This window comes from Nonomuraea roseola (assembly GCF_039535395.1).
Classification (GTDB): domain Bacteria; phylum Actinomycetota; class Actinomycetes; order Streptosporangiales; family Streptosporangiaceae; genus Nonomuraea; species Nonomuraea roseola.
The window spans coordinates 365489-383901 of the sequence record NZ_BAAAXC010000006.1 but is presented as its reverse complement, the minus strand read 5'-3'; the positions used below and the strand labels follow the sequence as shown (position 1 = coordinate 383901).

The 18413-nt window shown below is 70.0% G+C and carries 19 protein-coding genes; 8 read left to right on the top strand and 11 right to left on the bottom strand.

Translation table 11 applies throughout. The features are described from left to right. Window positions 1-32 precede the first annotated feature (32 nt). Window positions 33-935: a LysR family transcriptional regulator gene (locus ABFX55_RS07480; RefSeq protein ID WP_346118928.1), complete on the top strand. Its 903-nt coding sequence runs from the start codon at window positions 33-35 to the stop codon at window positions 933-935. Window positions 936-1099: 164 nt separating this feature from the next. After that, window positions 1100-1900 carry an ArsR/SmtB family transcription factor gene (locus tag ABFX55_RS07475; RefSeq protein WP_346118926.1) on the top strand — a complete coding sequence of 267 codons (801 nt, stop codon included), beginning with the start codon at window positions 1100-1102 and terminating at the stop codon, window positions 1898-1900. Between the two features lie 139 nt (window positions 1901-2039). Here ABFX55_RS07475 and ABFX55_RS07470 read toward each other — a convergent pair whose 3' ends face one another. Next, entirely contained in the window at window positions 2040-2528 is a 489-nt protein-coding gene (locus ABFX55_RS07470; protein ID WP_346118924.1) for a GNAT family N-acetyltransferase, read from the bottom strand. A gap of 93 nt (window positions 2529-2621) precedes the next feature. Here ABFX55_RS07470 and ABFX55_RS07465 point away from each other — a divergent pair, with 93 nt between their 5' ends. Then, complete coding sequence (locus ABFX55_RS07465; RefSeq protein WP_346118922.1) at window positions 2622-3191, top strand: TetR/AcrR family transcriptional regulator; 570 nt, start codon at window positions 2622-2624, stop codon at window positions 3189-3191. 31 nt (window positions 3192-3222) lie between these two features. Here the strand turns inward: ABFX55_RS07465 and ABFX55_RS07460 are convergent, their stop codons facing one another. Next, window positions 3223-3723 (bottom strand): calcium-binding protein, encoded by a 501-nt coding sequence (locus ABFX55_RS07460; RefSeq protein WP_346118920.1) that lies wholly within the window; start codon window positions 3721-3723, stop codon window positions 3223-3225. Window positions 3724-3901: 178 nt separating this feature from the next. Between ABFX55_RS07460 and ABFX55_RS07455 the strand changes: the two genes are divergently transcribed. Then, on the top strand, window positions 3902-5539 hold the full coding sequence (locus ABFX55_RS07455) for a serine hydrolase (protein WP_346118918.1): 1638 nt from the start codon (window positions 3902-3904) through the stop codon (window positions 5537-5539). A 25-nt stretch (window positions 5540-5564) separates the two neighbouring features. On the opposite strand, the gene ABFX55_RS07450 is transcribed toward ABFX55_RS07455, so the two are convergent. Beyond that, window positions 5565-6542, bottom strand: a complete 978-nt coding sequence (locus ABFX55_RS07450) for an endonuclease/exonuclease/phosphatase family protein (RefSeq protein WP_346118916.1) — start codon at window positions 6540-6542, stop codon at window positions 5565-5567. Between the two features lie 92 nt (window positions 6543-6634). On the opposite strand from ABFX55_RS07450, the gene ABFX55_RS07445 reads away from it, so the two are divergent. Continuing rightward, window positions 6635-7429 (top strand): SDR family NAD(P)-dependent oxidoreductase, encoded by a 795-nt coding sequence (locus tag ABFX55_RS07445; RefSeq protein ID WP_346118914.1) that lies wholly within the window; start codon window positions 6635-6637, stop codon window positions 7427-7429. A gap of 58 nt (window positions 7430-7487) precedes the next feature. After that, window positions 7488-8006, top strand: a complete 519-nt coding sequence (locus tag ABFX55_RS07440; RefSeq protein WP_346118912.1) for a DinB family protein — start codon at window positions 7488-7490, stop codon at window positions 8004-8006. Here ABFX55_RS07440 and ABFX55_RS07435 read toward each other — a convergent pair. After that, a complete protein-coding gene (locus ABFX55_RS07435) occupies window positions 7919-8497 on the bottom strand; it encodes a DoxX family protein (RefSeq protein WP_346118910.1) in 579 nt (192 codons plus the stop codon). The genes ABFX55_RS07440 and ABFX55_RS07435 overlap by 88 nt on opposite strands. A 68-nt stretch (window positions 8498-8565) precedes the next feature. Next, window positions 8566-9612, bottom strand: a complete 1047-nt coding sequence (locus ABFX55_RS07430; RefSeq protein ID WP_346118908.1) for a hypothetical protein — start codon at window positions 9610-9612, stop codon at window positions 8566-8568. Between the two features lie 799 nt (window positions 9613-10411). On the opposite strand from ABFX55_RS07430, the gene ABFX55_RS07425 reads away from it, so the two are divergent. Continuing rightward, entirely contained in the window at window positions 10412-12268 is a 1857-nt protein-coding gene (locus ABFX55_RS07425; RefSeq protein WP_346118907.1) for a hypothetical protein, read from the top strand. Between the two features lie 248 nt (window positions 12269-12516). On the opposite strand, the gene ABFX55_RS07420 is transcribed toward ABFX55_RS07425, so the two are convergent. The 5 genes from ABFX55_RS07420 to ABFX55_RS07405 form a co-directional block, all read right to left on the bottom strand. Further along, a complete protein-coding gene (locus ABFX55_RS07420) occupies window positions 12517-14061 on the bottom strand; it encodes an alpha/beta fold hydrolase (protein ID WP_346118905.1) in 1545 nt (514 codons plus the stop codon). A 147-nt stretch (window positions 14062-14208) separates the two neighbouring features. Next, window positions 14209-14571 carry a transposase gene (locus ABFX55_RS07415; protein WP_346118903.1) on the bottom strand — a complete coding sequence of 121 codons (363 nt, stop codon included), beginning with the start codon at window positions 14569-14571 and terminating at the stop codon, window positions 14209-14211. Window positions 14572-14748: 177 nt separating this feature from the next. Then, window positions 14749-15081 (bottom strand): hypothetical protein, encoded by a 333-nt coding sequence (locus ABFX55_RS07410; protein ID WP_346118901.1) that lies wholly within the window; start codon window positions 15079-15081, stop codon window positions 14749-14751. After that, window positions 15002-15265: a transposase family protein gene (locus ABFX55_RS49705; protein ID WP_379478997.1), complete on the bottom strand. Its 264-nt coding sequence runs from the start codon at window positions 15263-15265 to the stop codon at window positions 15002-15004. Before ABFX55_RS49705 ends, ABFX55_RS07410 begins: the two co-directional genes overlap by 80 nt. Before the next feature lie 209 nt (window positions 15266-15474). Beyond that, window positions 15475-16458, bottom strand: a complete 984-nt coding sequence (locus ABFX55_RS07405; protein WP_346118900.1) for a DUF5937 family protein — start codon at window positions 16456-16458, stop codon at window positions 15475-15477. A gap of 197 nt (window positions 16459-16655) precedes the next feature. On the opposite strand from ABFX55_RS07405, the gene ABFX55_RS07400 reads away from it, so the two are divergent. Then, the gene (locus ABFX55_RS07400; RefSeq protein WP_346118898.1) at window positions 16656-17123 is read left to right on the top strand and encodes a hypothetical protein; all 468 of its coding nucleotides are present in this window, start codon (window positions 16656-16658) and stop codon (window positions 17121-17123) included. Between the two features lie 152 nt (window positions 17124-17275). Here ABFX55_RS07400 and ABFX55_RS07395 read toward each other — a convergent pair whose 3' ends face one another. Then, window positions 17276-17602: a hypothetical protein gene (locus tag ABFX55_RS07395; RefSeq protein ID WP_346118896.1), complete on the bottom strand. Its 327-nt coding sequence runs from the start codon at window positions 17600-17602 to the stop codon at window positions 17276-17278. Between the last annotated feature and the right edge of the window lie 811 nt (window positions 17603-18413).

The following is an 18413-nucleotide window of genomic DNA, read 5'->3' as shown; positions in this document are numbered from 1 at the left end:
CAATATTGCTATGCTGTCATGTGTCGGGAGGCATGATGGATCTGAACACGCTCCGGCAGTTCGTGGTGGTGGCGCGACTGGAGCACCTCAGCCGCGCCGCTGAGGAGCTTCGCGTCGCCCAGCCGTCGCTGAGCCGTACCATCGCCCGGCTGGAGGCCGAGCTGGGCACGCCGCTGTTCGATCGGAGCGGCCGGCTCCGGCTGAACGACGCGGGCAAGCTCTTTCTCGATTACGTCGAACGCTCCCTCGGGGAGCTCGACGCGGGACGGCGGGCTGTCGCCGAGGCCGTCAGCGAAGGCGTGGGCACCGTGCGGCTGGCATCGGAGACCTTCCTCACCCTCACAGGGCCGCTGGCGGCCTACAAACGCGCTCATCCCGACATCGAGATCGAACTCCGCTGGATGCCGGCCGAGGACATGGCCCGCCACCTGCGCGCCCAGGAGGTCGACCTGTGTGTCGCCTCCCAGCCCATCTCCGCGGAGGGCCTGGCGGCGGTCCAGCTGCTCGATGACGCGGTCGGGGTGGCCACGCCGCTCGGCCATCCGCTGGCGGGCCGTCCCTCCGTGAGCATCGACGAACTCGCCGGCCAGCCCTTCGTCAGCGCCCGCAAGGGGCATTGGCAGCGCAGGCTGCTCGATCGGCTCTTCGCCGCACGAGACCTCACACCGAAGATCGTCTGCGAGGTCGACGAGCCCAGCGCCATCGCCGACCTGATCAGCGCGGGGCTGGGCATCGGCCTGGTCCCCGCCTTCGCCCGGCGTAGCTCCACGCGGCCCACCGGCGCCTGGATCGCCGTCGACAGCCCCGACTGCCGTCGCACGGTCACCCTCTACTGGGGGGCCGACAGCCACCTGTCGACCGCCGCCCGGCTGATGCGCGCCACGATCACCGGGTGGAACTGGACCACCGGCCAACCGCAGGAGAAGCGCGGTTGATGAGCTCATGGGGCGGGCTCCGCGCTTGAGACGTCGGCCATCGCGGGCGGGTGGTGCGCGTCGGCCTGCCGTCCACGGGCGGAGCTTGTCCGCCCAGACGCCTGCCCGCCTGTCCGCGTGCTCGCCCCTAGGCAGGCAACCAATTGGTTGCCTATTCTGAGGGTGTGGACGCGGTGTTCAAGGCCCTGGCTGACGCGAGCCGTAGGCGGCTGCTCGACCGGCTCAACGCGCGCAACGGCCAGACCCTGCTGGAGCTGACCGAAGGGCTCGGCATGAGCAGGCAGGCGGTCAGCAAGCACCTGGCGGTGCTGGAGGCCGCCAACCTCGTCTCGGCCGTACGGCACGGCAGGGAGAAGCTGCACTACCTCAACCCGGTGCCGATCCACGACATCGCCGACCGCTGGATCGGCCGCTACGAGCGGGGACGGCTGTCCGTGCTCGCCCACCTGAAGCAATCACTGGAGGCAACGCCCATGAGCAAGCCCGAGTTCGTCTACGTGACCTACATCCAGACCACCCCGGACAAGCTCTACCAGGCGCTCACCGACCCCGAGCTCATCAAGATCTACATGGGCGGCACGGGCCCCGAGTCGACCTGGGAGGTCGGCTCGCCGGTACGCTGGAAGTCCTTCCCCGACGGGGAGTTCGAGGAGCTGGGCCAGCGGGTCCTGGAGGCCGAGCCCGGCAAGCGGCTCTCCTTCTCCTGGCACACGCTGCAGCCCATGCACCGCGAGCTGTTCGACTCCGACGAGGCGTTCGCCGAGGCGCTCAAGGAGCGCTCGAGGGTGACCTTCGAGATCGAGCCCGCCGAGGTCGCGGTGCTGGGCGTCAAGCTGACGATCATCCATGACCTCTTCGACAGCCCCGACAGCAAGATGCTGGAGGGCACCAGCGGCGGCTGGATCATGATCCTCTCGGCGCTGAAGACCTTCCTCGAGGGCGGCAAGCTCGTCGCCGACCAGTGACGCGCGCAGACCTCCAATCCGCCTGAGACGTCAACCCGCTGAGGTTCGCTGTCGCGTCAAGGGCCACCCGGGCGTATCTCCCGACCGCACGCATCCTGCGGCCGGCTCCCGCGGGAGCCTCCTTCGGGAGGTCGTCAGGTCAGGCGCGCTCCGCCCGCCACAGCCGCTCGCCGTCGTCGAACCGGTCGGTGGGTGAGAGCCCGGCCTTGGCGGCGACGGTTGCGGAGGCGGCGTGGTCGGGATGGATGTGGGCCACGACCTGCTCGACCCCCCTGTCGAACAGCCAGGCCACCAGGGCGGTGGCGGCCTGGGAGGCATAGCCCCTGCGCTGCCACGCGAGACCGATCACCCAGGCGATCTCGGCCCTGCGGCCCTGCTCGGTGATCGTCGCCTGCACGTAGCCGACCGCCCGCCCGTCGCGACCGCGGCGGACGATCCAGTTGCGCCACTCCTCCAGGCCGTCGGGGGAGCGGCCCGCGACCTGCCTGGTGTAGCGGGCGCGCAGGCCCTCCAGCGTGGGGGCCGAGCCGCCGGTGAAGGTGTAGAGCCGCTCGCCGCTCAGAACGTCCACCATCTCGTCGGCGTCGGCCACGGTCAGCGGGGTGAGGGAGATCCGGTCTTCGCTCATGCCTCCATCATGCTGCCGTGATCGCCTTGTCCGCCGGGCGTCCGCCTCCGGGCTCGTGATAGATGCCTCCGGGCTCGTGATAGATAGGGGGACATGGGCAGACGGGCCGGGCGGCGCAGGCAGGACGTCCTCGAGAGGGCCGCGCGGGTCATCGCCGAGCGCGGCGCGGAGGCGACCAGGTTCGCCGACGTCGCCGAGGCGTCGGGAGTGCCGATCAGCACGCTGCAGTACTACTTCGGCAACCGCGAGGACCTCCTCGTCGCCGCCTTCCGCCACTCCGCCGCCACCGACCTTGCCGTGGTCAGGCAGGGACTGCGGGGCACGCCGTGGGAGCGGCTGCTGCACATCGCCCACCACGTCGCGGGCGAGGAGGGCGGCGGCTGGCGGGTGTGGGTCGAGTCGTGGCGGTGGGCGCTGCGCGACGCGGAGTGGCGGGGGGAGTTCCTGCGCGACTACGCCGCATGGCGCGCCCTGCTCGCCGAGGTGATCGGCGAGGGGATCGCCGACGGGAGTTTCGACGCGGACGGCGACCCCGACCGCCTGGCCAGCCAGGCCCTCGCCCTCCTCGACGGGCTCGGCATGCCGCTGGCACTGGCCGACCCCGCGTTGAAGAACCCCGACGTCCTCACCGACGCCCTGCGCAGGCTCCTGTCCGCACGCTGAGGCGGCAGGGGCGCTCCGCCGCCTCTCGCCGTCAGGGGCAGCCGGGACCGTTCGACGGGTTGGCGCAGAAGTCCACGCCGGTTCCGCCGTTGTTGGTGTTGACGCCGCTGCCGCCGTTCAGGAAGTCGGAGCCGCCGCTCCCGCGCAGGGTGTCGTCGCCGACTCCGCCGGACAGCCCGTCGCTGCCCGATTCTCCGTCGAGGGTGTCGTCGCCGTCGCCGCCTGACAGGGCGTCGTCACCGCTTCCGCCGCACAGCAGGTCGTCGCCGCCCAGGCCGTTGATGACATCGTCGCCGCCCAGGCCGAAGATCACGTCGTTGCCTGGCGTGCCCTCCAGGATCTCGGAGAAGTCGGTACCCGACAGGGTGGGGGTGGCGGTGTCGCACGTCAGCGGCGCCGTCAGGGCCCGAGCCTCGACGTCGTAGCCCCGCACCACGGCTCCCGCGGGCGCCGCGCTCGCGCCCATGGCCACCATCACCGTGGCCGTCGCGAGGACGGCCGCCCTCCTCGCGACGCGACGGCTCCCCGTCACCGATGGCTCCACGATCTGCCCCTTCGTGTCTGGTCACGCGTACGAACGCAGATCTCCCCGAGGTCGTATCTCAATGACCCCAAAGGTTCTCTCTGATCTCACCAACACCGGCGGTGCCACGGGGACATGCGCCTCGCCAGCCGTGTGATCTGCGCAAACGCGTCCTAGGCTGGGAAAGATGACACACAGGCGAAGGCGCGCGGGCTGGGCGGCCACGGGCGCGGCGGCGCTGCTGCTCACCGCGTGCGGCGTGGGCGACGGGCTGATGACGGCAGGCCGGCCCGGAGCGCGGTACGCGGAGACGACTCCCACGCCGGCGCTGTCCGCCGCCCCTCCGGCGCAGGCCCCGCCCTCGCTGACCAGAGCCCGGATCGACGGGGCCGTCGCCGCGCTCGACGGCGTCATCCGCGACGCGATGACAAGGACGGGCGTGCCGGGCCTGTCGGTCGCCGTCGTGCACAACGACCGCACGCTGTATCTGAAGGGGTACGGCGTGCGGCGCGTCGGCGACCCGCGACCCGTCGGCCCCGACACGGTCTTCCAGCTCGCCTCGGTCTCCAAGCCCCTGGCCTCGACCGTGGTCGCGGGGGTCGTGGGCGCCAAGACCGTCACATGGGACGACCCCGTGGCCGAGCACGACCCCGCCTTCGCGCTCAAGGACCCGTGGGTGAGCGGGCACGTCACCCTTGCCGACCTGTTCGCCCACCGCAGCGGACTGCCCGACCACGCCGGCGACCTGCTCGAAGATCTCGGGTACGGCAGGCCGTACATCCTGCGGCACCTGCGCCACGAGCCGCTGACGCCGTTCCGCGCGAGCTACGCCTACACCAACTTCGGCCTCACGGCGGCGGCCGAGGCGGTGGCGAAGGCCCGCGGCGTCACGTGGGAGGAGCTGTCGGCCCAGATGCTGTACCGGCCCCTGGGCATGAAGTCCACCAGCTCGCTCTTCTCCGCCTACGCCAAGGCGCCCGACAGGGCGGTCCTCCACGTCAAGGCGGACGGTCGCTGGGAGGCCAGGTACACCCGCGACCCCCAGGCGCAGTCCCCCGCGGGCGGCGCGAGCTCCACGGCCCGCGACATGGTCGCGTGGATGCGGCTGCAACTCGCCGACGGGAGCTTCGGCGGCAGGACCGTCATCGACCCGGTCGCCCTCTCACAGACGCACCTGCCGAGGATCGTCTCCATCTCACCCCGCGCCCCGTTCGGCGAGGCCGGTTTCTACGGGCTCGGCTGGAACGTCAACTACGACGCGCTCGGGCGGCTGCGGCTCAACCACTCGGGCGGGTTCGACGAGGGCGCGGCCACCACGGTGACGCTGCTGCCGAACGAAGGGCTCGGCATCGTGGTCCTCACCAACGGCGAACCCGTGGGCGTGCCCGAGACCGTGGCCGAGGCCTTCTTCGACATCGCCCAGCACGGCAGGCAGACCGTCGACTGGCTCCCCCTCGTCGGCAAGGTGTTCGCGGCCATGGAGCAGGAGGGGCGATCGAAGATCGACTACTCCAGGCCTCCCTCGGACGGCAGGCGGGCGCACCCCGCCGACGCCTACACAGGAACCTACGACAACCCCTACTACGGGCCGATGCGGGTCACCTCGACCCAGGGCGGGGGACTGGTGATGCGGCTGGGCCCCAAGGACATGGCCTTCCCGCTGCGCCACTACGACGGAGACACGTTCAGCTACGTCACGCGGGGGGAGAACGCGGTGGGGCTGTCCGGTGTGCGGTTCACGGTGCGGGAGGAGGAGCGGGCGTCGGCGGTGACCGTCGAGCACCTCAACGAGAACAGCCTCGGCACCTTCATCCGCCCCCGCTGAGAAGACCGGTCCTCGTCCTGCGGCCTCACGGAAGGCGGAGTTCGGCGAAGACGGCGCGGTGGTCGGTGCGGGGGACGTCGCGCACCTCCACCCTGGCCACCCCCACCCGCCGGTCGGCCAGCACGTGGTCGATGGTGATCAACGGAGGCAGCAGCCGCCCGTGCGGCCACGTCGGCGTCAGCCCCTTGCCCACCGCCTCGGCGGCGTCGATGTACCCCCTGCCGAGCAGGTCCCGCATCGCCCTGTGGTCGAGGCTGGCGTTGAAGTCCCCCGCCAGCACGCGCACCACGTCGGGCGAGGGCGCGGGCAGCGCCGCCAGCGACACGTACCATTCGGCCGCCATCGACCCCAGCGGCGGATTCGGGTGAACGGCCACCACCTGCGCCTTGACGCCCGAGGGCAGCGTCACCGTGGCCGCGGGCATGTTGTGGCCGATCGGCGTGAACAGCCCCTTCAGCTCCGTCAGCGGATGCTTGGCGAACAGGCCGCTGCCCGCCGCGCCCCGCTCCGCCTGCAGGACCCTGTGCGGCATGAGGGTGTCCAGTCCCGCCTCGTCGAGGCGCCTGACGGTCTCGGGCCCCAGCTCGAGCGCGCTGAACACGTCAGGCTCGAACTCCTTCACCAGGGAGACCACCGCCTGCGCGTCCGCCCTGGAGAACAGGTTGATCGACAGGACCTTCAGCGCGGGCCCCCGTACGGTCAGCGGCTCGGCGAAGGCGCGTGGCAGCACGGTCGCGGCCAGCGCCACGCACGCGGCCAGCGCCAGCACGGCGGCGGGCCTCCTGCGGACGGCCAGGACCACGGTCGTGACCACCCCGGCCACCAGCGCGTACGGCGTGAGCGTCATCAACTGGGTCGGGAACGATCCATGTTCGAGGCCGAAGACCCTGACGCAGGCCCAGGCGGCGAACGCGGCCGCCGGCAGCCACGACCTCCACCGCCTGCGCTTGCTGCGCGGCGCGGGCCCGGTCGCCCGCGTGACCTTCTCGGCGGCGATGCTCACACGACCCCCTCGCTACGGCTTGTCCCGCCACAGCTTCGGGGACGGAAATGAGAGGCGGATGAACCGCCGCCCCCGAGGGAAGAACGAGTCCCATGCACATCGATCTCTCGGGCAGGACCGCCCTGGTCACCGGCTCGACCCAGGGCATCGGGGCGGCGATCGCCACGGGCCTGGCCAGGTCGGGCGCGCACGTCGCGGTCAACGGCAGGAGCAGGTCCTCCGTCGAGGCGGCCGCCGACAAGCTACGCGGCGAGGTGGACGGCGCGCGCGTGACCTCCGTCGCCGCGGACCTGTCGACGGAGGAGGGCGCCGCCAGGGTCGTGGATCTGCTGCCCGAGGTGGACATCCTGGTCAACAACCTCGGCATCTTCGGGGCCAGGCCCGCGCTGGAGATCACCGACGAGGAGTGGCGCAGGTACTTCGAGGTGAACGTCCTGGCCGCCGTCAGGCTCACCCGTGCCTACCTGCCGGGCATGACGGCCAGGTCGTGGGGGCGCGTGCAGTACATCGCCAGCGACTCGGCCGTGGTCACGCCCGCCGAGATGATCCATTACGGCGTGTCGAAGACCGCCCTGCTGGCGGTGTCCCGAGGGTTCGCCAAGGAGGCGGCGGGCACGGGTGTCACCGTCAACTCCGTGATCGCCGGACCGACCCACACGGGCGGGGTGGAGGACTTCGTCTACGAGCTGGTCGACAGGGAGCTGCCGTGGGAGGAGGCGCAGCGCGAGTTCATGCGCAGGCACCGCCCCCAGTCGCTGCTGCAGCGGCTGATCGAGCCGGAGGAGATCGCGAACATGGTGGTCTACCTCAGCTCGCCGTACGCGTCGGCGACCACGGGCGGCGCCCTGCGCGTCGACGGCGGCTACGTGGACGCCATCCTGCCCTGAAGGGCATGGGTCCTCCCTCGCGTCGTGGCCTGCTGTGATCATGGTGGAGGATGGGCCTGTGACATGGATCGCCCCGGAGATCGAGCGTGTCGGCGGGTCGAAGACCGGCGACGAGCGGGCCCTGCTGCAGGGCATGCTCGACTGGTATCGCGTGACGCTGCTGCAGAAGTGCGCGGGGCTGACGGGCGAGCAGCTCGCCACGGCCACCGTGCCGCCGTCCAACCTGACCCTGCTCGGGATGGTGCGCCACATGACGAAGGTCGAGCGCACCTGGTTCCGCCGCCGCTTCTCAGGCGAGGCCGTGGAGATGGCCTACTCCACCCCCGAGTGGAAGGACGCCGACTTCGAGGATCTCGACCCGGCCAACGCCGCGGGCGACCACGCCCGCCTGACCGAGGAGTGGAAGCTCGCCGACGCCGCCGTGGCGCGGGCGTCACTCGACGACACCTTCGTCCACGATGACGGCGAGGAGATCTCCCTGAGGTTGATCTACGTCCATCTGATCGCCGAGTACGCACGCCACAGCGGCCACGCCGACCTCGTCCGTGAACGCCTCGACGGCGTCACGGGGGCCTGACCTCTCCAGGCCGCGACCGCCGGCGGCCCGGGCCGCGGCCGTGCGAGAAGGTCATGGCGGCGGCCATCCGAGACCGCCGGCCTGATCACACGCCCGGCGGGCCCCCTTTCGCCCTCGTCGGCAGGGCACCGGCGAGGGCTTCTCGAGAGCTGCCAGGCGATGTATCCCAGCACCAAGGCGGCGATCACCGGGCCCATGTACAGCAGGGGGTAGACGACGGTCGAGTACGAGCGCGCCCGGAGCACGGTGACCACGGCTCCGGCGAAGTACAGCACCAGGCCGATCCCGGCCAAGAGGCCGACGACCGGCACGAACAGGCCGACTAGCAGGCCCACAGCCCCTGCGGCCTTGGCTGCCCAGGTCCACCACGAGCGGAGGACGCCGTAGTCCCTCAGCGGTTTCACGACCCACTCGGCGCGGCGAAGGAGGGAAAAGGCGGAGAAACCCACCCAGAGGGCGGCCAGGACGGTGACGATGGTGGTGGTGGACATGGGGACTCTCCCTAGCTGGGCACCAGCCGGCCACGGCTACCTGCGCGGCCCGTCGCCGCAGGCCGACGTCACGATCGACGCGCGTCGCACGCTGCGTAACCCCCATCCACGTCGCGGCCATGGTGCAGATGACCGGCCTCGACCCCGAGGTCATACTCAGCCGAGTCCGCCGCCTGGGCGCGATATGTCCGCAGGACGACGGCCATGAGCACGAGGCCGGCGCAGACGCTCAGAGCATGCTCCATCACGGCGACCACCGGATACTCCGACGTCGCGAAGTCGCCGGGCCGGACGACGGCCCAGAGAAGCTTCCAGCACCCCCAGGCGAACAGCGAACCCGACGCGAGGAACACCAGCGCCATCGGAACCCGCAGTGGCAACCGGGAAGGCCGGGCTGCGATGAGAGACCAGCCGCACCCGGCGCCGAGGAGCGCCCACGCCCCCCAGTTGCCGCGCATCAGCAGGCTGTCCAGAGCCTCGCGGCCGATGTGCGCGGGGTCCAGTCCCAGCCTCCCGCCCAGTGCCCAATACCCCCAGAGCAGCCCCAGCCCGGCGCTCATCATCAGCCCGATCAGGAGGAACAACCGTGCCCGCAGGCTGGTGCCGGGGAGCTCGCCAAGTCTCCCCAGGAAGGCTTGCGGCCAGCGTTCTCGCAGATAGATCGGCAGAGCGACGGCCAGGCCCACCGCCATCCCCGTGAATCCAACGCCGATGCCGATCGTCTCCCATCCCGGCATCGCCGCGTCATCGCCGGCCTGGGCGCCGTCCGCGCCGAGCAGGGCGCTCACGATCCCGTACGGGATCATCGGAACCAGGAATCCCGCGCCCACCCATGCGAAGAAGAGCAGCGGCGGGCCAGGGATCAGCCGACCCCACCGCTGAGCTAGAGCCAGTCCCAGTGCCACTCCGACCAACGACATCACCACAGTGATCGCGTTGAGCGTCACCCACTCCGTGGTATCCATGCCGCTCTGCGCGGGCACGATACCGAGTAGGGCGGCAGCGACCAAGGCGACCTTGACGATGAGGTACAGGGACAAGGTCGAGGCGGCGCCGTACCCCGCGACTTTCCTGACGGCGCTCCACCGTGGATGGACAGGCATCTGGATTCTCATAAGGGTCACGAGTGTTCCGGCGTGGACCGAGTCCCCACCTCCCCCTGAGGAGCCATAACCCTCCCCCGTCATGGGGAGACGACTCCTTCGCTGTCACAGACGGTGACACTCTCAACGCGCCCGCGATCTCGGTGACAGAGCGTGCAGTCGTCGGAGTCGCGCAGGACCGGTCCGCATCCTCCTCGACATCTAACGGAGCCACGCTCTGTCACCACGATCATCAAGAGTGAGCCGGAGCCAGCTCTTGGCGGCGGCTCGCGACAGCTTCGTCGCGCTCAACAATCCTTATCCCCGGAGACCCGGAGACCCGCGTACCACGCGCACGAGCGCTGCAGAGCCCATGACTCTGTATGTGCAGCTGCCGAACGACACTCGCAAGCTGGAGCACCTCAGCGCTTTGCCGGGCAGTGAGGTCTTGCCCGGTCCGCCACGTGGCCTTGACGACGTTTCCCACGACAAGGCGCTCATCTGCGTGCTGGAAGTCCATGATCCTGGGCGGACACGTCCTGCGGGCGCGCACCCCGGACGGCATCGAGCAGGAGGTCTGGGCCCTGCTCACCGCCTACCCGGTCCTGCGGACCGCGATGACCGACGTCACCGACAGCGTCCCGGGCGCCGACCCGGACCGGGCAGGCTTCCTCACCGCCCTGGCCGCCGCCCGAGATCAGCTCGTCCTGACCGCCGGCGTGGCCAGAGCCCGACAACCGGGCGCGCAACAGTCAGCGAGGCCAGCGTCACCGACTAGGTCAGCCTCAGCCGATGGCCAGAGGCGTCAACGTACGACATGGCACGACAGGGCATGCATCCTGGACATATCTCTAAGATCATTCGCATCGTTACACGAATCTGGGCCGCTGTCGGCCAATACAGCTTCGGGCGCACAGCCATCGTCGTCGTCGCGCTCTACCTTGCCGTCGCGGCCGTCGCCGCGGTGCTCGCCGCCGTGTCCGGCGACCTGTCGGCGCTGTCGGTGGCCGCGACAGCCACCACCTGGGCCCTCCGTTACGCGCGGGGCGACTGGCTGGGGCCTGTGCTCACCGGGATCTGCGGGCTCAACGCGTGGATGCTGTGGCAGGTACTGCGCGGTCCCGCGCTGCCGCGCACCGAAGGGTTGGCGCGCAGTGTGGTCTGGTTGCGGCGCCTGCTGTATGCGGGCGTCGCCGGCGATTTGGTGGGCTGGGAACTCGTCGAAGAGCTGTCCGGCACTGCGGCGAACGTCGCGAGCCTGCTCCTGTGGGCCACCACGGTGATCCTGCTGACGCGGGTCGTCTGCGGGGTCTCGGCGTGGTTCCGGTTGATCGCCCTCGCGCTCGGCCTGACCGGCGCGCTGGCCCCGGCGCTGCTGCTGTTCCTCAGCGATCCCGACCACCAGACGATCAGCCTGCTGGGACTGGCGAGCCTCGGCTGGACGGTGATGATCCTCATCGGGCAGCGCCGCGACGGGCGATGGAGCAACGCCACGATCACCATCGGCAGGATCGCCCTCGTCGTCCCACTGGCCCTGCCCGCGCTCGGCCTCGCCGTCCAGAGCGAGTGGCTGCTGACGGAAGGCCCGGAACTCGTGGTGAACGCGCTCGGCATGTTGACCACGGTGTGGCTGGCGCGCACCGCGCATGAGCTCGCCAGGCCCGCCAGCAGGCCGGCCGCGGAAACCGCCACCCGGCCCGCCGCCGGCCACAGGCCGCTGCTATCCGTCGCCGTCGCGCTCGCGCTGCCGCTCGTCGTGGTCGGCGCCGAGGAAGGCGCCCAGCTCAGCTTCACCGGCGCCGACGAGGACTGCCTCGAGCAGATCGGCTCCTACGCCGATACCCGGCCGCGAGACCGGCAGCAGGCGTTCCTGTGCCTGGCCCGGGACGACACCCCCACCGGGACGGCGATGTTCTCCGAGGACCTGCCGGACCAGCGCATCCTGGCCCACGGCAGAAAACTGTGCGCGGTGCCCGGCGCCGAGGAGCGCCAGGCGCTGCTGCGGCGGGCAGGCGGGCAGGCGAGCACGGGCGAACTCAGCGATGCCCTGGAGTTCCTGTGTCCCGACGTCATCGCCCGGCAGCGGGCTGAGGAGGCACGCGAACAGGCCCGTCAGGAGCGCGAGCGGAAGCGGGAGCTGGCCACGTGGGAGGCCGAGATGAACGCCCGATGCACCGACCCCTGGCCGAAACCGCGGGCCAGGCGACAGGGCACGGCCGCGTACCTGCTCTTCGAAGGGGGTGGCTACGCCGTCTACGACGACCGCGACAGCACCGAAGGCCCGGGCGGCGACATCTTCAAGGCCATCGACGACGGGTTCATCGACGCCGCCGGCAGCAGCGCCGCCATCACGACCGACGGCGAGAACGAGCCGATGTGCATCACGGTCAAGGCGTTCGGCGCCGCCCCGCCGCTGCGGCTCAAGGGCTGGGACCGGGTGGTCGAGGTGGGCGTCGTCAGCCGCAGCGGCCGCCTGGTCGTCCCGCCCTACCCCGAAGGGGGCGACAGCGGAGCGATCCGGCCGCTGCCCAACCTGGCCGTCGACGGCCCCGGCCGCTACCGGATGCGCGTCTACGCCCGCACGTTCGAGTGGGACGAGAACGACCCCGACGCACCCATCGAGGAGCACCTGATCGTCATCTACCCCGGCAGTTCCACGAAAACGATCGTCCACCGCCCGTGGCGGTGACCGCTTCGGGGCTGGGTCCGCGTTCGGAAGAACACCGCTGTAGCAGACGGCGACCGGCTCATGGTGGGAGCAGGTCCGACAGCGTCGAGCTCGGCGGGACTCATCGGTAGGAAGGCTCTCGACGAGGACCGGGAAGACCGGGTTTCACTGACATCAACCGGGCGCATGGCCACTGACAACAACCGGCTCTGGCTCACTCTCGATGTTCTCAGTGACAGAGCGTGGAGTTGGCATGTGCAGCGGCCCGCTCACCAGGCCGGGGTGATCGCCTCATCGCGCTTGTCTGTGCTGACGCCGTCGTGCTCGATGGGTGGCTCTTCGGTTGGGCAGGTGGTGCCCGGCTTGGGCAGCGTCAGGTCGGTCAGGTAGGCAGTGGCGTGCCGGATCGGACATTTCTTGCCCGACAGGTAAGTGACGTGTCCGGGCCCGTCGTAGGCGACGGTCACCGATCCCGGGATCATGCTGGTGAAGCTCTCGGTCAGGGGGTGGCCGCCCCATGTGGTGCCGACCCCCAGCAGGGGCGGCAGGTCGCGGGTGGGCAGTGGGCGGGCCGGGTTGGCCACCGGCAGCGGCCAGCCCGTGCATCCCAGCAAGCTGATCTCCGCTCCTGCGTACTCGGGTGCGATCTTGCGTGCTTTCCGGCGGAAGTCCTCAAGCTGGGCGTAGCTGGTGTACCCGCGCTCATCTCCGCAGCTCATCGCCAGTGCGCCGGGCGTCGCCGAGTACCGTGCGGTGAACAGCGCCGCGTCGGCGAAACCCGACCCGTCTCCGCGCCGGGCCTTGTCGACGGAGGTCGCGAAGGCCGACCAGTCGGCGTTCTGCGGCCCCGGATCGCGGGGGACCAGGGCTCCCAGCAGCCAGCCGGTCAGCTTCCCTGCGCCGTATTGCGGCGAGGTGACCGGAATCGGATGGCGATCGGCCGCCCGCAGAAGCCTGCGCCATACCGCCTCGGCGTCTTGGCCGTGCAGCGCGCAGTCGGGGGTGCCCGCGCACCACTCGGCGAACCTGGTGATCATCCGTTGCGAGACGGGCAGGAGTTGCAGATGGTGAGCGGGCCAGCCCTTGGTCTGATTGCCCACACTGTCGACGTACATGGCCCGGATGCGCTGCGGGAACAGCCGGGCGTACGCGGCCGCCGCCACCCCGCCGAGAGAGTGGGCCGTGAAGCTCAGCCGCTCCTCACCCAGCGCCTGGCGGATCGCCTCCACGTCACGGGCGATCGACAGGGCGTCCAGGTGCGCAAACAGCCCCGTCGCGTCGGCCCGTTGACACGTGGTCAACGCCTTGGCCATCGCCGCGGCCTGCGCGGTGTACTGCTTCTTGCTGCGCGGGTCGCGCAGAATCGCTCCCGGCTGCTTGCATGCCTCGGGCATCCGCGTGATCCACACGGTGGTTCGGGTGTTGAAACCGACGAGATCGAACCTGCGTCGTAGCTCGGTGAGGTTCGCCGCGCTCCGGCTCAGGTCCTCGATCCCGTAACCGCCCGAAATGCCCAGGACACTGCCGAGCCGGCCTGCCGGCTCGGTGGCCGGCAGCCGGGCCAGATCCAGTGTGATCTTCCGCCCGCCCGGTTGTGCCCAGTCCACGGGCACCTCGATCGCGGCACACTGCAGGCCCGCGGGCGTGCCCGCGCCCTCGCACGCTTGCCACGTCAGCCCCCGGTCGTCGCCAGCGGCCGGCGCCGCCGGCGATATCGCCGGCAGCGCCGCCACCACGGCGATGACCAGCCGCCCGCTCCTCGCGTACAGGCCGCCGTGGCGCTTGCCCAGCCTTATTGCGCGAATCGTGATCATGATCCCAGCATGACGGCACGGACAATCTCTCTCCTCCTACCCGGGGACCGTTTCCCACCGAGGCGATCTGGGATCCTGGTCCTACTCTCTGTGGTGGACCAGGGGCCGCTCCGTAGGAGACTGTTACGGTGACAGAGCCTGGCGTTGTCAGGAGTAGAGGAGCACGCGGGCCCGTAGAAGGTCGAAGTTTGCGCGACCGAACATCTGCCTCTTCAGGGATTTGATCTTGTTAACGGTGCCTTCGACGGCGCCGCTGCTGTGGGGCAGGGTGAGCCCCGCTTGTACGGCGTCGTGGTCGCGGCGGAGCCCGGTGGCGAAGGCGTCCAGGTGGGGTGATGCTCCGGCTTCGGCTGCGGTGATCCAGTCGTCGATCAGGTGGCCGTTGCGGTTGGTCATCATGGTGGCGAAGCTGCGGACGTGCCTGGTGGTGTCGGCAAGCCCGGGACAGCGGTCCAGGATGTGCTCCAGCCGGGCCTGGTCGTCGGGGTCCAGGCGGTCGGGGCGAGTCATGATCCAGCCGGTGACGTGGCGGGGCTTGGGCGGCGGACAGGTCTCTTGCCGGACGTTGCGGTCCGCGCAGGGGCTTGAGCCAGCCCTGAACGGCGCGGGGGCTGCCGGTGAAGCCTTGGGCCTTGATCTCTGCGTGGAGTTGGAGGGCGTTGGTGCAGCCCTGGTTCCACCGATCCGTCAGATAGGGCTTGAACTCATCCAGTTTGCTGGCACGGGCAGGGTCGGGGCCGGTAGCTCTTCCACGCTGGTGGCGTTGGCGTACTTGCGGGCGGTGCGGAAGGCCAGGCCGAGTTCGCGGCTGATGGTGTTCAGGGACGCGCCGCCGGGCCTCAACGCCTGCACCTGTGCGTAGAGTTCGCGGGTCCGTGCCACCATCGGCCGCTCGTTGCCGTAGGAGCCCAAGGTTTTGGGACGCTCGACGGGCTTGGCCTCATCGCTGCAGGACTCGCTCTCGATCGCGGTGTCCGGTTCGTGCAGGCGTGAGCGGTGGGCGCGGACTGTCTTCTCCACCGCCTGGGCTGGGCGCATGCCGCCCGGTCAGTCCCTCGACCTGCTCGGCGAAGATCACCCGCTCGCAGGCGGACCCGCCGCAGAAGAACCGGCGCACCTCCAGCTCGATCGTCAATGGTCGCCCGCACACCGCCAGGTCCCGCAAGGTCCGCCGGTAGCGGCTGTGCACCCGAGCCGACGGCACCCCGCACTTCACGCGTGCCGGAGAGATTCGGCGTGGGTGGCCTGGCCCCGAAGAGGGGGTAGGCGGAGGAGTGGACACCCCGGCCGGCCGCGCGTTGTTGAGCGAAAAACGAATGTCAGTGAGACGCGGCTGAATGTCAGGCGCACGCGGGTTGACCGATCTCGTGCTCTCCTGGAGGCTTACGCCCCTCACCTCTTGTGGTCGGCCGGCTAGTCGCGGGGTTCTTCCAGCAGACGTGCTGCCTGTGCGGTCCGCTGGTACAACACGTAGCGCCCCTCTCTGACCTTGGTGACGAGGCGTGCGCGGTGCAGTGCGTTGAGGTGGTAGGAGACGGTGCCCGGGCTGTATCCGATCCGGGTGGCGAGTTCTGCGGTCGACCGGGCGGTTTCGAGGTCCGCCAGCAGGGCTGCTCGGGCGTTGCCGACCACTTGCGCGATCCCTCTGGAGCCGCGGTCCCGGCCGGCTCCGACTCGCTGGGCGGGGTAGTAGAGGACGAACTGCCCGGGGACATCGACCTGGATGATGACGTGGGGCCAGTTGAGCACGCTGGGGGCGAGGACCAGGTCCCGGCCGGTGACATCGATTTCGCCATCCCACCACTTGGCGAGGGTAACCGCGTTGCCGGCCCAATCGATGTCGGGGTGGAGTGCTCCGAGCGTTCGGCCGACGCCATGGGTGGCGATGGCCGTCGCGCGATGGGCGATGTCCTGATCCAGGATGGAGCGCAGTTCGGGCCAGCCGTCGGAGAGGGTATCCCGCCAGAACCGGGCGAGCCCGTTGGCGAGACGTCGCTGCATCCGCCCCGACTCCGCGATCCGGCGGGTCGTGGCCCGTAGTGGCCTGCTCCAGTGGGTCCGGGTGTGGGTGAAGACCTGGGTTTCGAGGTCGTCCTGCGCTGTGGCCTCGATCTGCGCGATCTGCTCGTCGAGCAGGTGACGACGCTGCGCGTCCGTCCCTGGCTGCGGGGTGAGCAGGTCGGGCGTGTAGGTGTCGCCGTTCTGCGGCAACAGGTCGGCGAGCAGGGCGACGTCCGGGTGGGCAAGAGACGCGCGGGCGAGTGGTCCGGGATCTCCGAACACCGGGTGCCGTCTCGACGCGGCGGTGAGCTTCAGCCACGCCATGGACTCCGACGCCGGAGAGGGCGACAACCGTGTCCTGGACACCGTGTCGGCGTCTACACGCAGCGCGAGCACCGTCCCGACGCTAGCAGTCGTCGCGGTGGATTTGAACTGGCTCGAATGCTTTGCGGCACAAGGTCCACGCGGGGTTGAGTGGTGTCGCCGAACAACGGCGGCAACGTTCACTGCCCGATCTGAGGCGGTCGCCTCCGCACCGACGGTGATACGTGGCTTGCGCACCCGTTTACTCGAAGAACCTGGGAGTGGTTGTCATGGTGAGGCTAAAGAAGGCGAAGAGCCGCACGAGGAAGGTCGGCGCAGTCGTGGCCGCGGTGGCGTCGGTTACCGGGATGGTCTTCGCGGCGGCGCCCGCCACCGCCGTCGCCTACCCCACCAGCACCTTTTCGATCCAGGTCGGGGCGAGCTACTACAAAGGCACGGTCACCTGGTACAACCGATCGGTCGGCGTCACCGGAGCATTCAAGGCAGTCGGGTGCCGGCGGGTGTACGCGGACACCCGGATAGCCAACTCCGGGCGGCGGCTGGACTGGCAGAGTTCCAGCACCTGGTGCGACGAATCTGGGCCCGCGACCCTTCCCGTCAACGCGGACGTCGCCGGCGGGGCCACCAAGGTCAATGTCTGGATGACCACCGGAAACCCCAACGAAGGCCTCGAACACTTCTCCTGCTATCGCGACTTCAGCACTTGCTTCGGTCCCTATGTGGGACTGCCGCAATAACCGCGACGATCAGACGGATATAGCTGACCTGCGGTGATGGACGGTTGCGGCACCGTCCGGCCTGAGCCTGCGACCCGCGCAGGGGCGCCGAATCCGCTTGCCCGCCGCATCGCGTGGTCCTTAGGTTAAGCCGGGCAGGGCGCACAGCAGGTCTAGTCCATGGTGCGGTGCGGGCGTTCGATCTTGCCTTTGCGGTGAGCCTGGCGGACGGGCAGCCGGTGCAGGTGGACGCACAGGGCGGCCATCGCGTCGTAGACGGCGGCGGCGAACTCCAGGCCGCGGGTCGATGCGTTTCTGGGCGGGCACGGGCCCAACGGGCTGCGTGCGAGGTCGTAGACCAGTCCCATGTGCAGGGCGGTCAGCACGGTGCCGGCGTGCGGGGTCAAAGACAGCGCCCAGCCGAGAATGGCCCGGGTGCTGTCGTCGACGACGGTGGTCAGCCAGGGCCGTACCGCTGGGCCGCGCGGCGCCAGCACCACGACGGGCAGTTGCTTGTGGTCGCTCTCCCAGGTGTGGTTGCGCGTGGAGGGTGGCCGGGTGAGATATACCGATGCCCGGCGACGCCCTTCCTCGCCGCTGGTCCAGGCCGCGCGCTCGGCCGGGGTGAGCTGGCGGGCGGAGGCCTCTTGCAGGGTGCGCAGGGCCAGCGGCTGGGCACCGTTCCAGCCTCGCGCAGGAAGTTGGGCACCGCCACCGCGGTGGCCACCTCCGGCGAGGCGTCGGTGGCTGCGGTGGTGCTGGCCGCAGTGCGAGCTCGGTGCACGGCGGTGATGTTGCCGCGAACGTAGGTGAAGAGCTCCCGGTCGGCCGCCAACAGCTCATAGGGGCGGCGGCCGGGCACGCCGGGCTGTTGGTGGGCGTTCGCGTCCAGTCAACGCCACACGGTGCGTTCGGTCACGCCCAGCCCGGACGCGGCCAGGCGCACGCAAGCCGAGGTCAGTGCCGCCATCGAGCTCAGTGACCCATGGCTCTACCAAAAGGGCCAGCATCGTGTATCCGCCAGCTTGATCAGGGCGTTCGCGAGACGATCGTGCAAGGGCTGAAACTACTCGATCTCATCACGGGCCAGGCTGAGCTGGACGTTTCGTCCAAGTCGAACGAGATCACGGCGTTCATGCCGCTCCTGGACCAAATCCCCCAGCGCCGACATGATGCATACCCAGCGTGAACATGCCCGGTATCTGCACCAGGGAGGCGCCTACTTCGTTCTGCCCGTGGGCGGCAACCAGCCCGGCCTGTTCGACCAGCTCGACGCCCTCGACTGGCGGCGGACACCGATCAGCTGGATCA

Coding starts and splice junctions, on each gene's coding strand:
- ABFX55_RS07480 (WP_346118928.1), top strand. CDS start 33: ATGATGGATCTGAACACGCTCCGGCAGTTCGTGGTGGTGGCGCGACTG.
- ABFX55_RS07470 (WP_346118924.1), bottom strand. CDS start 2,528: ATGAGCGAAGACCGGATCTCCCTCACCCCGCTGACCGTGGCCGACGCC.
- ABFX55_RS07465 (WP_346118922.1), top strand. CDS start 2,622: ATGGGCAGACGGGCCGGGCGGCGCAGGCAGGACGTCCTCGAGAGGGCC.
- ABFX55_RS07455 (WP_346118918.1), top strand. CDS start 3,902: ATGACACACAGGCGAAGGCGCGCGGGCTGGGCGGCCACGGGCGCGGCG.
- ABFX55_RS07445 (WP_346118914.1), top strand. CDS start 6,635: ATGCACATCGATCTCTCGGGCAGGACCGCCCTGGTCACCGGCTCGACC.
- ABFX55_RS07435 (WP_346118910.1), bottom strand. CDS start 8,497: ATGTCCACCACCACCATCGTCACCGTCCTGGCCGCCCTCTGGGTGGGT.
- ABFX55_RS07430 (WP_346118908.1), bottom strand. CDS start 9,612: ATGAGAATCCAGATGCCTGTCCATCCACGGTGGAGCGCCGTCAGGAAA.
- ABFX55_RS07425 (WP_346118907.1), top strand. CDS start 10,412: ATGCATCCTGGACATATCTCTAAGATCATTCGCATCGTTACACGAATC.
- ABFX55_RS07420 (WP_346118905.1), bottom strand. CDS start 14,061: ATGATCACGATTCGCGCAATAAGGCTGGGCAAGCGCCACGGCGGCCTG.
- ABFX55_RS07415 (WP_346118903.1), bottom strand. CDS start 14,571: ATGACTCGCCCCGACCGCCTGGACCCCGACGACCAGGCCCGGCTGGAG.
- ABFX55_RS07400 (WP_346118898.1), top strand. CDS start 16,656: ATGGTGAGGCTAAAGAAGGCGAAGAGCCGCACGAGGAAGGTCGGCGCA.